At 71.8% G+C, this 15,324-nt stretch carries 11 protein-coding genes and 3 pseudogenes; 5 read left to right on the top strand and 9 right to left on the bottom strand.

Annotation, left to right across the window (positions count from 1 at the left end; all coding sequences use genetic code 11):
• Positions 1–58 precede the first annotated feature (58 nt).
• The 5 genes and pseudogenes from EAO75_RS48590 to EAO75_RS16465 all read right to left on the bottom strand — a co-directional run.
• Positions 59–1,244: pseudogene (locus EAO75_RS48590) on the bottom strand (SWIM zinc finger family protein); the annotation flags it as partial.
• 428 nt (positions 1,245–1,672) lie between these two features.
• A complete protein-coding gene (locus EAO75_RS16480; protein ID WP_147995803.1) occupies positions 1,673–4,492 on the bottom strand; it encodes a DEAD/DEAH box helicase in 2,820 nt (939 codons plus the stop codon).
• Positions 4,493–4,603: 111 nt separating this feature from the next.
• A complete protein-coding gene (locus EAO75_RS16475) occupies positions 4,604–5,185 on the bottom strand; it encodes a sugar kinase (protein ID WP_147995802.1) in 582 nt (193 codons plus the stop codon).
• Entirely contained in the window at positions 5,182–6,330 is a 1,149-nt protein-coding gene (locus tag EAO75_RS16470; RefSeq protein ID WP_147995801.1) for an ROK family glucokinase, read from the bottom strand. The genes EAO75_RS16475 and EAO75_RS16470 overlap by 4 nt, the downstream gene beginning before the upstream one ends.
• A 212-nt stretch (positions 6,331–6,542) precedes the next feature.
• Positions 6,543–7,280, bottom strand: a complete 738-nt coding sequence (locus EAO75_RS16465) for a GntR family transcriptional regulator (protein WP_187284484.1) — start codon at positions 7,278–7,280, stop codon at positions 6,543–6,545.
• A 129-nt stretch (positions 7,281–7,409) separates the two neighbouring features.
• Between EAO75_RS16465 and EAO75_RS16460 the strand changes: the two genes are divergently transcribed.
• Positions 7,410–8,432, top strand: coding sequence for a Gfo/Idh/MocA family oxidoreductase (locus tag EAO75_RS16460; RefSeq protein ID WP_147995800.1), 1,023 nt, complete (start codon positions 7,410–7,412; stop codon positions 8,430–8,432).
• Between the two features lie 34 nt (positions 8,433–8,466).
• Here EAO75_RS16460 and EAO75_RS16455 read toward each other — a convergent pair whose 3' ends face one another.
• The 3 genes from EAO75_RS16455 to EAO75_RS16445 all read right to left on the bottom strand — a co-directional run bounded on the left by EAO75_RS16455 (position 8,467) and on the right by EAO75_RS16445 (position 11,741).
• Complete coding sequence (locus EAO75_RS16455) at positions 8,467–9,645, bottom strand: cytochrome P450 family protein (protein WP_147995799.1); 1,179 nt, start codon at positions 9,643–9,645, stop codon at positions 8,467–8,469.
• 44 nt (positions 9,646–9,689) lie between these two features.
• Complete coding sequence (locus EAO75_RS16450; RefSeq protein ID WP_147995798.1) at positions 9,690–10,370, bottom strand: response regulator transcription factor; 681 nt, start codon at positions 10,368–10,370, stop codon at positions 9,690–9,692.
• Between the two features lie 126 nt (positions 10,371–10,496).
• A complete protein-coding gene (locus tag EAO75_RS16445) occupies positions 10,497–11,741 on the bottom strand; it encodes a sensor histidine kinase (RefSeq protein WP_147995797.1) in 1,245 nt (414 codons plus the stop codon).
• Positions 11,742–11,919: 178 nt separating this feature from the next.
• Between EAO75_RS16445 and EAO75_RS16440 the strand changes: the two genes are divergently transcribed.
• The gene (locus tag EAO75_RS16440; protein ID WP_147995796.1) at positions 11,920–12,120 is read left to right on the top strand and encodes a hypothetical protein; all 201 of its coding nucleotides are present in this window, start codon (positions 11,920–11,922) and stop codon (positions 12,118–12,120) included.
• A 60-nt stretch (positions 12,121–12,180) separates the two neighbouring features.
• On the opposite strand, the pseudogene EAO75_RS16435 reads toward EAO75_RS16440, so the two are convergent.
• Positions 12,181–12,318: pseudogene (locus EAO75_RS16435) on the bottom strand (ribonuclease domain-containing protein); the annotation flags it as partial.
• A gap of 333 nt (positions 12,319–12,651) precedes the next feature.
• Between EAO75_RS16435 and EAO75_RS16430 the strand changes: the two are divergent.
• From EAO75_RS16430 to EAO75_RS16420, 3 genes and pseudogenes are all read left to right on the top strand, one after another.
• Positions 12,652–14,157 carry a helix-turn-helix domain-containing protein gene (locus EAO75_RS16430; RefSeq protein ID WP_261989319.1) on the top strand — a complete coding sequence of 502 codons (1,506 nt, stop codon included), beginning with the start codon at positions 12,652–12,654 and terminating at the stop codon, positions 14,155–14,157.
• Positions 14,139–14,615, top strand: coding sequence for a transposase (locus tag EAO75_RS16425; RefSeq protein WP_315987110.1), 477 nt, complete (start codon positions 14,139–14,141; stop codon positions 14,613–14,615). The genes EAO75_RS16430 and EAO75_RS16425 overlap by 19 nt, the downstream gene beginning before the upstream one ends.
• Before the next feature lie 87 nt (positions 14,616–14,702).
• Positions 14,703–15,302 (top strand): annotated as a pseudogene (locus tag EAO75_RS16420) (IS5 family transposase); the annotation flags it as partial.
• Between the last annotated feature and the right edge of the window lie 22 nt (positions 15,303–15,324).

The following is a 15,324-nucleotide window of genomic DNA, read 5'->3' as shown; positions in this document are numbered from 1 at the left end:
CCGAGTGTGGCGTGCCACTGTTGCCGGGACCGGGCGACCTGGAGTCGACGGTCCGGGGTGAGGGCGTCGGTGGCCCGCACGCCCGCCAGGGGCGCCGGCTCCTGTTCCTGTGCGGCACGGGCCGCGCGGGCGGCGCTCAGGCGGGACAGCGAGTCGAGCAACTCGCGCTCACCGCGGCCGCGCAGCAGAAGCAGGACGAAGGGGTCGGCGTCCAGCAGGCGTGCGGTCTGATAGCAGAGGGCGGCGGCGTGTTTGCAGGGGTGGCCGCGGTCGGGGCAGCTGCAACGGGGCTCCAGGTCGCCCGGTCCCGGCAACAGTGGCACGCCACACTCGGCGAGGGACTGCGGCATCTCCTTGTCCAGCAGGGCCGCGATGTGCCCCGGCCGCTCCGCGACGGCGTCGAGGAACCGCGCCCAGTCCGCGTCGTCCAGCGTCCGCAGCCGCACCTGCACGCGATACGGCCGCGGCCGGCTGCCGCGCACATACGCCAGCACGAGGCCCGGCGTCACGGTGATGGCATCGACATGCCCCTCCTGCGCGTAACCTCGGCCCCGCACAAGCCGCTTGGCATCGAGGGCGCCCTCCTCCAACGCGGTCACCCAGGCGTCGCCCCACCAACTCTCGGCGATGCGGTCGTCGTCGGACGGGCGGGGCGCGAAGGCGGGGAAGGTACGCCGGAGTTCACCGTCTCGGGCGGGGACGGCCATGGAGCGGGGTACTTGGGGTGCCGCAGGAGCGGGTGAGTGATCGCTGCCGGCCCATGAGGACGGCGCCGTGGGAGGCGTAACGGCCGAAGACGCGGCGTCGGTGGGTGCCGGGTGCCGGTCGGTCGGATCGGGCGGCCCCGAGTCGTCCCCCTGGGGCGCGTCCGACGGCGAGTCCGACGACGGCATCCGGAAGGCACCGGCGAGCAGGCTCTGTACGTCACGGACACGCATGCTCTCGGCACGACCACGCAGGCTGTCGGTACGCCCCTCCCCTCCACGTCGGCCATCGGAACCGGTCGTCACCGCGGGCCGACGCACCCGTCGCGCGCCCTGAGCACCCCGGTCGGGTTCCTCCGCCTCGGCCCGTCGCCGGTCCTCCATGGCAGCGCGCAACGCCTCTCGGGCGACATCCGCGGGGCGCGCCCCTCGCCGGTCGGACGCGGGGTCGGGTACGTCGGCGGCCGAACCCGCCCCCGCACCGGGCCGGTCCGAGTCCTCGCCCCCGCCGGCGGTGCGGGGTACCGCGGGCCGTGTCACGCCACGGTCGCCCTCCGCATCGTCCTCGTCCGCAGCACTCCGCGCCGCGACGGAACCACCCTCGGAAACGGCCTTCTCACCGTCCGAGGCAGCCCCCGGCTCAGCTCCCTTGCTGTCCTCCCCGGCCTCCTCCTCGGCGCCCTCACTCCCACCCCGCCTGGCAACTACCGCCCGCCGCAGTGCCGCACGTGCGGCGTCACCCGGCCGGGCTCCCCGGCGCTCGTACTCACCCGCCGCCAACTCCTCACTCGCAGGCGCCCCTCGCTCCGAATCCCGCCCGTCGGAGGGCTCCGCCAGGCCCTGGTCCCCCGCTGCGCCCGGAGCCGCCTCCCGCCGCTCCCGGGCAGCCCGCAGCGCTCGGCGTACCGCGTCGGCCGGGCTGGGCTCAGGCTCGCCGCCCGCCGCACGCCCCGGCTCGGCCGGCCCCGTCACGACTCCCTCCTCAGCGACACGAGGTCGGACAGCTCACGGTCCGTCAGTTCCGTGAGGGCCGACTCGCCGGAGCCGAGGATCGCGTCGGCCAGGGCCCGCTTGGATTCGAGCATCTCGGCGATGCGGTCCTCGACCGTGCCCTCGGTGATGAGGCGGTGGACCTGGACGGGCTGGGTCTGGCCGATGCGGTAGGCGCGGTCGGTGGCCTGCTCCTCGACGGCCGGGTTCCACCAGCGGTCGAAGTGGACGACATGGCCCGCGCGGGTCAGGTTCAGACCGGTGCCGGCGGCCTTCAGGGACAGGACCAGGACTGGCGTCGCGCCCGCCTGGAAGCGGTCCACCATCCGCTCGCGCTCCGGGACGGGCGTACCGCCGTGGAGCAGCTCCACCGGGACCGCCCGGGCCTCGAGGTGCGCGGCGATCATGCGGGCCATGCCCACGTACTGCGTGAACACCAGCGCCGAACCGTCCTCGGCCAGCAAGGTGTCCAGCAGTTCGTCGAGCAGGGTCAACTTCCCTGAGCGGACGGCGAGTCGCTCGGTCGCCGCTGTCTCCTCCTTCAGGTAGAGCGCAGGGTGGTCGCAGACCTGTTTCAGGGACGTGAGGAGCTTCAGGACCAGGCCCCGGCGGGCCATGCCGTCCGCCGTCTCGATGGCGTACATCGACTCGCGCACCACCGCCTCGTAGAGCGCCGCCTGTTCACGGGTGAGCGGGACCGGGTGGTCCGTCTCGGTCTTGGGCGGCAGCTCCGGGACGATGCCGGGGTCGGACTTCTTGCGGCGCAGGAGGAAGGGGCGCACGAGGCGGGCCAGCCGGGTCACCGCTTCCTCGTCCTCGCCGTTCTCCACGGCGCGCGCGTGCCGGGCGCGGAAGGACTTCAGGGGGCCGAGCAGACCCGGGGTCGTCCAGTCGAGCAGGGCCCACAGCTCGGAGAGGTTGTTCTCCACCGGTGTGCCGGTCAGCGCCACGCGCGCGGGCGTCGGGATCGTGCGCAGGGCCTTCGCGGTCGCCGAGTACGGGTTCTTGACGTGCTGTGCCTCGTCGGCGACGACCATGCCCCAGGTGTGCTGGGCCAGCGTCGGCGCCGTCGACCGCATGGTGCCGTACGTCGTGAGGACGAAGCCGTCGTCCGGGTCCTCCAGGGTGCGGTCCGGGCCGTGGAAGCGGCGGACGGGGACGCCGGGCGCGAAACGGGTGATCTCCCGCTGCCAGTTGCCGAGCAGCGAGGCCGGGCAGACCACCAGGGTCGGGGCCGTGCGGGCGCGCTTGAGGTGCAGGGCGATGACCGTGATCGTCTTGCCCAGTCCCATGTCGTCGGCAAGGCAGCCGCCGAGTCCCAGGGACGTCATGAGCTCCAGCCAGGCCAGGCCGCGCAGTTGGTAGTCCCGCAGGGTCGCCCGCAGTCCCGGTGGCGGCTGTGCCGGTCCTACGCCCACCGTCAGCCGGTCGCGCAGGGTGGCCAGGGCGCCGACCGGCACCGCCTCGACCGTCTCGCCGTCGACCTCCGCGGTGCCGGTGAGGGCGACGGACAGCGCGTCGACCGGGTCGAGCAGGCCCAGTTCGCGCTTGCGGGCCTTGCGGACCAGGGCCGGGTCGACCAGGACCCAGCGGTCCCGCAGCCGGACGACCGGGCGGTGCGCCTCGGCGAGCGCGTCCATCTCACCCTCGCTGAGCGGGTCGCCGCCGATCGCCAACTGCCAGCAGAACTGCAGCAGTTCCTCGCTCTCGAAGAACCCGGTGCCGTCGGTCGCCGAGCCCGGCGCGGGCCGTACGACCGCCGCCGCGCTGAGGTCCTGCGCCAGGTCGCGGGGCCAGTGCACCGCCACCCCGGCCGCCGCGAGCCGGGTCGTGGCCACCCCCAGCAGGTCGCCCAACTCCTCGTCGGACAGGGCCAGCACATCGGGCACGTCCTGCTCGGCCAGCCGGTCGAGCGGCCCCCACACCCGGGCCGCGCGCCGCACGGCCAGCGCCGCGTCGACCCGCGCGCGGGGCCCGAAGGCCGCGTCCGCCTCACCGGACCACAGGGCGGCCGCGTCGGCCACCAGGGTGGGGTCGGCGAGGCTGTGCACCTGGACGATGGCCGCTCCCGCGCTGCGTGCGCCGTCGTCGCGGTCGTCGAAGAGGTCGTACGCCGACAGGTCCAGGCGCAGCGAGATCCGCACGCCCGCGTCCATGCCGGCGGCGACCTCGGCCGCCCAGTCCTGGGCGTCGGGCAGGCGCTGGGCCTCGCGCGCGGCGAAGGGCTTTCCCGAGACGTGCGGTGCGGCGGGGGTGCGGGGCAGGGTGTCGGCGACCGCGTCCAGGAAGGCGCGCATCAGCGCCTCCGGCTCGGGCAGCCGCAGGGGCCCCGGACCGGGCAGGGGGACCGCATGGCCCTCGTACGGCAGGGCCGCGGCGACCGCGCGCAGATGCGCGATGTCGTCCGGGTCGAGAGGGCCGGCCCGCCAGGCGTCGTGGCCGGTGGGGGTCAGGCCGGGCAGCAGCCGGCCGCGCGCGGTGAGCCGCAGGGCGTGCAGCGCGGCCGCGCCCCAGCAGGCGGTGGCGGGATGGGCGGCCGGGTCGCGCCGGGCCCGCACGAGCAGCGGCAGCGCCTCGCCGACCGGCAGGGACAGCGCGGGGGCGGTCCTGCGGCGCACTCCCGCTCCATGGCGTCGTACGACAGTGAGCTCCGTGTCCTCGGCGGGCAGCGGGCCGCCCTCCGGGTCCCAGAAGGCGATCCGGCCTTCGCGCGGGAGGGGCGCGGGCAGGAAGACGGCCGCGAGCCGCACGGGGACGCTCTCCCCCGCTCGCTCGGCCACCGCGGCCCTGTCGCTCATACGCCCTGTCACCTCCCGCCCTCGAATCGGATCAACCGTCTTCGACTCTACGGGCGGGGTCTGACAATCGGTCGCGGCGACCGGCGTGGGCCGCGGCACCTCATGGAGTCGTCAAGGGGTCGTGCGCGAGACGACGTAGACGAACGGGTGGTCCGGGTCGGAAAGGTTGACCACGACGTCCTTCGTGGGCGCCGGGTCCTTCTGCTTGTGGACGAGGCCGTACCACGGACCGGATCCGGTGAAGTCCCAGCCGGTGATCTTCTGGTCGCGGGCGTTGATGGTGATGTCGTCCTTCTTCAGGCCGTCCCGGTGGACGCCCATGGACTTCAGGAAGGGGTCCAGGTTCTCGCCGGTCGTCTCGAACTGGACGTAGAGACGGCTGGTGCGCCAGTTGTTCGTCTCGTAGTACGCGACCTTGTACGACGGCACCGGGATCGGGATCTGGTAGATCCGGCGCTGGACCCTGGACGGCCAGCCCTCGGACAGGCCGGTCGCGGAGTACTTCTCCTCCTTGTCCTTGCCGCTGTTGCGGCTCTGGTTGGCGGAGATCACCAGGTAGCCGGCGGGGACGCCGATGAGCAGCACGATGATGAGCAGGGTGAGCGCCCTGCGCCGGATCTTGTGGCGACGGTCCTCGCCCGGCTGGGACTGCTCGCCCGGGGAGTCGGTCTGGCGGGGTACGGACACGGTCACGCCGACCCCTGGGACGTCCGGCGGGCTTCTGCGAAGCGCGCGTAGCGCTCGTAGCGCTCCACCCGGCGCCGGTTGGCGCGCCGGAAGCGGCGGGCGACCAGGCGGGCCAGGTCGGCGGCGCCGACCATGCCGGCCTCGGGGCCGAGCTGGGCGCGGGTGATGCGGGCCTCGGGACGGTAGCCGCGGCCGGTGAGGTGGCGCTTGAAGGCGTCCCGCGCGGGGACGATCAGCAGGTCGTCGGCGGCCGACACACCGCCGCCGATCACGAAGCAGGACGGGTCCAGGGCGGCCGCGAGGTTGGCGATGCCGACGCCGAGCCACTGGCCGATGTCCTGCAGCAGCTCGATGCACATGGCGTCGCCGTCGCGGGCCAGTTCGGTGATCATCGGGCCGGTGATGTCGGAGATCTGTCCCTTGACGTGCTCGATGATCCCGTACGCCACCGGCGAGTCGGCGGCGGCCAGCTCGCGTGCCTCCCTGACCAGCGCGTTGCCCGAGCTGTACTGCTCCCAGCAGCCGCGGTTGCCGCACGGGCAGCGGTGGCCGCCGGGCACGACCTGCATATGGCCGAACTCACCGGCGACGCCGTACTTGCCGCGCTTGACCTGGCCGTCCTCCAGGATCGCGCCGCCGATGCCGGTGCCCAGCGTGATCATGACGAGGTGGTCCTCGCCGCGGCCGGCGCCGAAGCGCCACTCGGCCCAGGCGGCGGTGTTGGCGTCGTTGTCGACCAGGACGGGGACCGCGAGGCGGCCGGCGATGCGGTCCCGCAGGGGCTCGTTGCGCCAGGACAGGTGGGGCGCGAACAGGACGCGGTTGCGATCGGCGTCGACCCAGCCGGCCGCGCCGATGCCGACGGCGTGCACGTCGTGGCGGTCGGACAGGTCCAGGACCAGTTCGACGATGGTGTCCTCGACGACCTTGGGGCTCTTGGACTTGTCCGGGGTCTCGGTGCGGACCTTCTCGAGGATGTTGCCGTCGGCGTCCACGACGCCCGCCATCACCTTGGTGCCGCCGATGTCGATGCCCACGGTGGGGACTCTGGGCGCCGACAGGTGTGACCGGCGCTCCCGGGGGCCGACCGTTCGGAGCACGGGGGCTCGGCGGGAGCCGATGGGGGCGGTGAGGTCGCGGTAGGTGCTCATCAGGCCCGATTCTGCCGCACGCTCACGCTGGGTGCCGAACGGGGCGACAAATGGGGGTGCGCGTCACACGCCGGGTGCCGGTTCGCCGTGGCGGGTCGGGCCCAGACGGCGGAGCCGCGCATCGATACGGCCCCGCACCCCTGCGGCACGTTGCGGTTCAGGGCGTTACTTTGTCCTGACATTGCAACCTACCGGCCGGTCCGTCGGTGTCCTCACGACCGTACGAGCAGCTGGAACTCGAACGAGTAGCGCGTCGGGCGATATGTATGCGTGCCGTACTCCACCGCCCGGCCCGTGTCGTCGAACGTCACGCGCTGCATCGTGAGCAGCGGGGCGCCCTCCTCCTCGGCCAGGCGCTCGGCCTCGGCGGCGGACGCGGCGCGGGCGCCGATGGTCTGGCGGGCGCTGTGCAGGGTGATGCCGGCGGCGCGCATCAGCCGGTACAGGCCGGTGGACTCCAGTTGCGCGGTGTCCAGACCCAGCAGGCCGGGCGGCAGGAAGTTGCACAGGTACGCCATCGGCTCGCCGTGCGCGAGGCGCAGCCGCTCGATGCGGTGCACGTCGCTGTCCTCGGCCACCCCGAGCGCCGCCGCGACCTCGGCGGACGCCGGGACGACGGTGTTGACGATCACCCTGGTCGCCGGGCGCTGGCCGGCCGACTCCAGGTCGTCGTAGAGGCTGCTGAGTTCCAGCGGGCGCTTGACCTGGCTGTGCACGACCTGGGTGCCGACGCCCCGGCGGCGCACCAGCAGGCCCTTGTCCACCAGCGACTGAATGGCCTGGCGGACGGTAGGCCGGGACAGGCCGAGGCGTGCGGCGAGTTCGATCTCGTTGCCCAGCAGGCTGCCGGGCGTGAGCGCCCCGTGCTCGATCGCGGCTTCGAGCTGTTGGGACAGCTGGAAGTACAAGGGCACCGGACTGCTCCGGTCCACGCTGAGCTCGAGTTCCACGGTCGGGTCCACTTCTGGTTTCGGCACGGGCCGACTGTAGCTCTACGCGTTGTTGACGGGAAGTCGTGTAGTTTGATTGTCCGGACATTTGCATTGACAGCTTACGCACTGAACCCGCACTTTGTTTCCATGCGCATCGGGGTCATCGGTACGGGCCGCATCGGCACCATCCACGCCAACACACTCAGCCGCCATCGCGACGTCGGCTCCTTGATCCTCACGGACGCGGACGTCTCGCGTGCCCAGGAGCTGGCCAACCGGCTGGGCGAGACGGCCGCGCCCGGGGTGGACGAGATCTTCAGGTGGGGCGTGGACGCCGTGGTGATCACGACGGCGACATCGGCCCACGCCGAACTGATCGGTCGGGCAGCACGGGCGGGGCTTCCGGTGTTCTGCGAGAAGCCCATAGCGCTCGACCTGCCGGGCACGCTGCACGCGATCGGGGAGGTGGAGACCGCCGGGACGATCCTCCAGATGGGCTTCCAGCGGCGCTTCGACGCGGGCTACGAGGGCGCGCGCGAGGCAGTGCGCTCCGGCCGGCTCGGGCGGCTGCACACGGTGCGGGCGCTGACCAGCGACCAGGCACCGCCGCCGGTCGCCTGGCTGCCGCTGTCCGGCGGGCTGTACCGGGACACGCTGATCCACGACTTCGACATGCTGCGCTGGGTGACCGGGCGCGAGGTCGTCGACGTCTACGCGGCCGGGTCGGACGCCGGGCCCGCGATGTTCCGTGAGGCCGGTGACGTGGACACGGCCGCTGTGGTGCTCACCCTGGACGACGGCATGCTCGCCACGGCCACGGCGACACGGCTGAACGGCGCCGGGTACGACGTACGCATGGAGCTGGCCGGGGAGTTGGACCAGGTCGTGGTGGGCCTGGACGACCGGACGCCGATCGCGTCCACGGAGCCGACCGGGCCGCCCGCGGCGGACAAGCCCTGGGCCGGGTTCCTGGAGCGGTTCGGACCCGCGTACGAGGCGGAGCTGAACGCGTTCGTGGAGGTCGTGCGGGGCGAGCGGGCCAACCCCTGTGACGGCCGGGAGGCCTTGCAGGCGCTGCGGATCTCGGAGGCGTGCGAGCTGTCGAGACGCGACCGAAGACCGGTCGCGATCGCCGAACTGCTGGGCGGGACCCAGAACGCGGCGCTGTGAGGAGGGCGCCCGAAGGGCCTCGGCACTTACGCCGCTACCAGCGCACCGGCAGACTCCGCATCCCGCGTATCAGCATCCCCGGCAGCCACTCCCCCGGTGGGCCGTCCAGCGCCAGGCCGGGAGCGCGTTCCAGGAGGGAGCGCAGGGCCGTGCGGGCCTCCAGGCGGGCCAAGGGAGCGCCCAGGCAGTAGTGGATGCCGTGGCCGAAGGCGAGGTGGCCCCGGGTGTCGCGGTGGATGTCGAAGGTGTCCGGCGCGGCATAGCGGCCGGCGTCCCGGTTGGCCGCCGTGAGACCGACCATCACCGCTTCGCCCTTCTCGATGTGATTGCCCGCGATCTCCAGGGGCTCGGCGGCATACCGGAACGTCGCCGTCTCCACCGGGCCCTCGTGGCGCAGCATCTCCTCGACGGCGCCGTCCACAAGGGTCATGTCGGCTCGCAGGGCGGCGAGTTGGTCCGGGTGGGTGAGCAGGGCGTGGACGCCGCTGGTGATGAGGTTGACCGTCGTCTCGTGACCGGCGATCAGCAGGATGAAGGCCATGCCCCGCAGTTCGTCCGGGGAGAGCCTGTCGCCGTCCTCGGCCGTGGTGCGGATCAGGTCGCTGAGCAGGTCACCGGTGGGCCCGGCGCACCTCTTGTCCTCGATCAGGTCGGTGAAGTACGCACCGAGGCTGGTGAAAGCCTCGACCTCACTGCCCGGGCTGGTCGGTGCGATCGCCTCCGTCGACATCCTGCGGAACTGGCCGCGGTCCATCTCGGGCACCCCGAGCAGTTCGCAGATGACGGTGAGCGGCAGCGGGTAGGCGAGCGACTCCACGAGGTCGGCGTGGCCCCGCGGCAGCATGGCGTCGAGCAGGTCGTCGGTGATCTGCTGGATTCTCGGTCGCAGCTCCTCCACGCGGCGCATGGTGAAGGCGCGTGAGATCAGCCCGCGCAGTCGGGTGTGCTGGGGCGGATCGGTGGCCAGCAGGCTCTTCCCGATCATCCCCTCTTCGAGCGACTTCAGGCCGATCTTGGATCCGTCCTTGGACAGCCGCTGATCGGCGAGCGCCGCGCGTGCCTCGTCATGCCCGACGACGAGCCAGACCTCGGACTGCCAGTCGGGCAGCAGGACCCGGTGGACCGGGCCCCGTTCGCGCAGGCGCGCGTACACAGGATGCGGGTTGACCCGGAACCCGTCTCCGAACTCCCCCAGGTCGATGACTTCCACCATGACGCTCCCCCTTCCGTCACACCGACAACGCGCGGGCATCCCGACTAGTGCCCGCCGTCCTCCAGTTCCTCCAGGAGTCCCGCGTCGTACGCCAACAGGGCGATCTGCACCCGGTTGTTGAGGTCGAGCTTGGCCAGGACGCGGGAGACGTGGGTCTTGACGGTGGCGACGCTCATGAACAGTCCGGCGGCGATGTCGGCGTTGGACAGGCCACGGCCCACCGCGACGGCGACCTCGCGCTCGCGGTCGTTCAGGGCGGTGAGCCGCGCGCGTGCGCGCGTGCGGCGGGTGTCGGCGGCGGAGCCGGCCGCGTGGTCCATCAACTGCCGTGTGACGGTGGGCGACAGGACCGGGTCGCCGGCCGCGACGCGGCAGACCGCGGCGACGATCTCGGCGGGCGGGGTGTCCTTGAGCACGAACCCGGCGGCTCCGGCGCGCAGGGCCCGCAGCACCTGGTCGTCGGCGTGGAAGGTGGTCAGCAGCACGACCTGCGGGGCGTCCTTCCTGGCGCGCAGCCGCTCCGTGGCGGTGAGGCCGTCGACCGACGGCATCCGGATGTCCATCAGGACCACGTCCGGCCGGGTGCGGTCGACCAGCGCCTCGACCTCCGCGCCGTCCGCCGCCTCGCCGACGATCTCGATGTCGTCGGCGCCGCCCAGCATGAAGGACAGACCGGCCCTGACCAACGGGTCGTCGTCGACGAGGAGGAGTCTGATCGCAGTCATGTGCCTCACGTAATCACGGTTGCACGGCGTTCAGGTGCCGGACGGCGTGGAGTGCCCGATCTCCGCGGCGCACAACAGGGCGCATCGGGGCGGCCGTTGGGTGCCATGGCGCCGACCCGGCGGGCGTCACCCCCACGGCAGCCGGCCCCGTACCTCGAACCCCCCGTCCGCCGCGGGCCCGTGCTCCAGGGTTCCGCCCGTCAGCGTCGCCCGTTCCGTCAGGCCGATCAGGCCCTGTCCCGAGCCGGGAACGTGCGGTACCGGGCCCTCGGGCGCGGGGTTGCGCACCGACACGGACAGGCCCTCGCCCGGCGCCCCGGTCACCGTCACCGTGACCTCGGTGCCGGGGGCGTGCTTGCGGGCGTTGGTGAGGCCCTCCTGGGCGATGCGGTAGGCGGTGCGGCCGACGGAGGCGGGCACGGCGCCCGGGTCGGTGACGCGCTGGTCGAGAGTGACCTTCATGCCGGCCTCCCGGGACTCGGTGACCAGCGCCTCCAGCCCGCCGAGGGTCGGCTGCGGTCGGCCGCCGTCATCGGGCTCGCCCGCCCGCAGTACGCCGATGATCTCCCGCAGGTCCTGGAGGGCCTCGTGGGCGCTCTCCCGGATCACGCCCGCCGCCCGCTGGATCTCCTCGCGGGGTGCGTCGGGCCGGAACTCCAGTGCGCCCGCATGCACGCTGAGCAGCGTCAGCCGGTGGGCGAGGACGTCGTGCATCTCCCGGGCGATGGCCTCGCGGGCGAGCCGCTGCGCCTGCTCGGCCCGCAGCTGCGCCTCCGTCTCGGCGCGCCGGGCCCGGTCGCGCAGGCTCACCATGAGCTGGCGCTTGGACCGTGCGAGCATGCCCCAGCCGACCACCGCGGCGGTCAGCAGCGTGGCCAGGAAGACCGACCAGCCGTAGGACATGTCGGGCTCGGGGCGGACCAGGAAGTACAGCGGATTCAGCACCGCGTACGTCCCGGCCATCCAGGCCACGTACCGGAAGGGCCGGTGCACGGCCAGCGTGAACAGGGCGACCAGGCTCGCGCCGCCCGCGGTGTTGGACACGAGGGCGGCCGGGACCATCGCTGCGGCGAGCCCGACCGGCCAGCGGCGGCGCAGCCACACCGCGGCGCAGGAGAGGGCGCCGACCAGCTGGTCGAAGACGGCGTAGCCGTCGGGGAGGTTCTCGTCCTGCAGCGTGTCGGCGGCCAGCAGGCCGATGAACACGGCCACCAGGAAGCAGGAGAAGTCGACCACCCAGTCGCGCGCGGTGCGCCGGGGCCGTCCGGAACGCTCGGGGTCGAGCTCGAACTCCTTCACCAGGGCGGAGGGCAGCAGCCAGCGCCGCCCCTCGAACGCCGGCTGTGCGAACTCCGGCTTGTCACCACTCACGGTCGACAAATCTACGCAGGGACGGGCGCCGATGCGCTTCCTTGGGCGCGATCGCCGACCAAAGTCGCGCCACCATCGACTTTGGACGTACCGGCCCGCACGGAATTTGGACTTCCGTCGGCCATGGCTCGCCCCGCGGCCGATGGGCGTGGGGGGTCCGCGGGGCGAGAGTCATGGCATGAAGCAGTTCCTGGAGATCCTCGGATTCATCGCCCTCGTACAGGGCATCGCCGGCCTGGTGCACGAGTTCACCGACTGGGACTGGGGTCTCGTACAGCGGATCGGGTTCCTCGACGGCTTCGAGATCTACGCGAGCATCGCCTTGATCGTGCTGGCGATCGCGCTGTTCGCCGCCGCCGAGAGCCGGAAGTCCGGCTGAGCGCGGACCGGACTCCCGGCTGGTCGCACCGTTCCTGGGCGTCAACCTCGGCCGGCAGGCTCAGCAGCCGTAGTCGACCAGGTCGAACGACGCGTAGTGGTCGGCCGTGTAGTAGTCCTCCTGGTTCTCCTCACCGGTGACGATCCGGCGCGCGCCTCGCGTGGGGGAACCAGGCGTGATGACCGTGTACTCGTGGTAATCCGACCGCACCCCTCTGACCTGGACTCATGGAGGCCGAAACGGCTGTGACCTGCTAGGACGGGTTGCAGAGGCGATCCCTCTGCGACTTGCCTCTGCGCGACCTGAGTTGGCAGGTGTCGATCAGGAGCGGCGACCTCGATGGCTCTCTGGTCCCGCCTTGGTCGAGTTGCGATGGGGACGCCTGCCTCCGGATGGGAGCCAGGCATACGAGAGCCTCCGGGACGGCAATCCTGGAAGCTTCGCTGGCACCGATTGGAGGTCGGTTCCGGGCATCACCCGTGGTTTTAGCGGGCCTGGGTGGCGCCCTTGACCTTGCGAGACGACCCCACGGTGCCACACCACAGCCACCAGGCAGAACCACAGCGTCAGACCCCTCACACGTTCGGCCGACTGGGCCTTCACCAGCTTCACCCGGCTGCGGCCGAGCTCGTCCTACTCGGCGACCTCACCGGCCGGTATGCGACGGGCAGTTACAGCAGGCTCGGCTCCGACGGCCGCACCGTAACCCTGCGCCAGGACCGGCAGGGCGCGGCCGAGCACGGGCACCGCATCACTGCGGCCATCTCCTGCCACGTCGCTCGGGCCGGCGGCTCCGGCGACGAGCTGACCCGGCTACTACTGCACCCCGACCACGAGGGCGGTCGGCACGCCCGGCACATCGCGCTGCGCTCGGGGCAGGCGCGCGCCCTGGACTACATCCGACGGGTGTGGGACAGCGCCTCAGCGGCGGTCGCCGGATCGCGGGTGCTGGAGTCGCGTCCCCACGCGTACGAGGTCCTTGCCGCGCTTCGGGACCGTATCGAGACCACGCCCTGGCGCGGTGAGCGGGGGCGGACCGCGCTGCGGGTGCTACGGGCGCATCTCAACTTCGCCGAGACAGCGGGCGGCCCTTTGCACCACGCCAGCGAGCGGCAGACCGCGGAGGAAGCCGGTGTCTCGCGGACAACGCTGCGGGTGGTCTACGCGACCGTCCTCAAGCCACAGGGCTGGCTGCGTCGGCTGCGGGTCGGTCACGGCCGGGAGGGCTCCACCTGGTACCTCGACCACGGCAGCTCCTGCGGCCGTCCTGCCCCGGCTTCGCTGTCCCGTTTCCGGACCACTCAGTACCCCCCCGACCTGGCACTTGAGGAGTGGGCCACGTCTGAGACAGGCATGACGGCCGACATCGACTCCACCGGCATCGGCCGGTTGATGGGCCAGGATGCCTTCGCCCACCGCGGCCTCGGCAGCTCCGCCCTCATGATCATCGGAGCGCTGCACGTCCGGCCTGCCCAGACGGTCAGCGAGCTCGTCGGTACGGCCTCGGTGTCCCGGGCCAGTGCTTATCGGACCTTGGGGCGTCTGGCCGACCACGGTCTCGTCCACCAYGACGGCGAGACCTGGAGCCTCGCTGCTCGTGCGGTGGATGGCTTCGGTGACAGCCTGCTGGATGCCGTTCCCGAACCGGACACACGGCTTGCCCAGGGCTGGGACGACATAGCCCAGCTATACGGGACGGTCGGCGTCGTGGTTCGGCGCAAGACCCGGCACGCGGCCGAGCGGGCGGTGTACCGGGAAGCACTGGACCGGCGTGCGGAGCACCGCAGCAAGGCCGTGGTGATCGTCCGCGACGGCCGCCGGGTCCTGGTCCCTGCCCCCCGCCCCGATGAGATCCCGTGCGGTTGGCAAGCCCCTGGCGGGAGCGTCCTTGACCCGGTCGCTGGCCGTCCTGCCACCGACTGGCGTATCGCCACCGACGGCCGGCTCATCCTCATCACCCCTGCCGACCAGCGCAGTTACGACGAGCTGGCCGCCGCCCATGCCGAAGCCCTCAACGAATGGAACTCCGCCGCATGAATCCAGAACCGCCAGTTACCTCCGACGCGAGTGCGGTGACCCCCGAGGCCCTGCGCAAGCGGTCTGATGCAGGAGCCGGTAGACCGTGGCGAGGGAGTAATTGCACTCCTTGGCGAGCTCTTGTCGGTCTGGCGGTCCACGTCATCTGCAACAACCTCTCCGCCCACAAGGCGCCCGTGGTGCACAAGTGGCTGCTCGCGCACCCCCGCTTCCAGCTCCACTTCACCCCGACCTACTCGTCCTGGATAAACCAGGTCGAACGGTGGTTCGCCGAGCTGGAACGACGCTGCCTCACACGCGGGGTGTTCTGCTCACTCGACGACTTCAAGACCGCACTCGAAGAGTGGATCAAGACCTGGAACGAACAGGCTCGGCCCTTCAAATGGACCAAGACCGCCGACCAGATCCTCGACCGCATCTGCCGCTACTGCGACAGGATCTCCGAACCAGATCACTAGCTGGTGACATGCGTCAGCGCGTCGCCAACTGGGCTCCGCGCGAGCGGAGGTGAACCGGACCGGACGCGGGGGGATCTGAGCAGTACGCACGTGAGCGTGGACTCTACTGTGTGCCGTGCTCACCAGCACGCTGCTGGCGCACGCAAGCAGGCGCCGCGCAATGTTGGGAAGCGCGCCCAGCCCGCCCAGCACCGTTCAGATGAAGCCCTTGGCCGCTCACGCGGTGGGCTGACGACGAAGATCCACCTGGCCGGTGAGGGCGGGTTACGACCGTTGGCCATGCTGATCACGCCCGGACAATGGGGCGACGCCCCGCAGATGATCCCGGTCCTGGAGCGCATTCGTGTGGCCCGTCCGGCTAGCGGCCGTCCTCGCACCCGGCCGGACCACCTGAGCGGAGACAAGGCGTACTCATCACGCCGAAATCGCCGGTACCTGCGGCGTCGACAGATCAAACACACCATCCCCGAACGCCGTGATCAACAGGCTCACCGCCAACGCCGTGGCAGCTGCGGTGGCAGGCCCATCGGCTTTGACCCGGCACGCTATGCCCGCAGGAACGAGGTCGAGCGCCCGATCAACCGCTTGAAGATCTACCGGGCCGTCGCCACACGCTTTGACAAGAGGGCGTACGTCTTTCACGGCACCGTGACCGTCGCCGCCGTACGTCTCTGGCTCCGCTCCTGACTCGCTGCAACTCCAGCAGCAC

The organism is Streptomyces sp. UW30 (genome assembly GCF_008042075.1).
Classification (GTDB): Bacteria; Actinomycetota; Actinomycetes; order Streptomycetales; family Streptomycetaceae; genus Streptomyces.
This window is presented reverse-complemented; position numbering and strand designations above follow the sequence as displayed.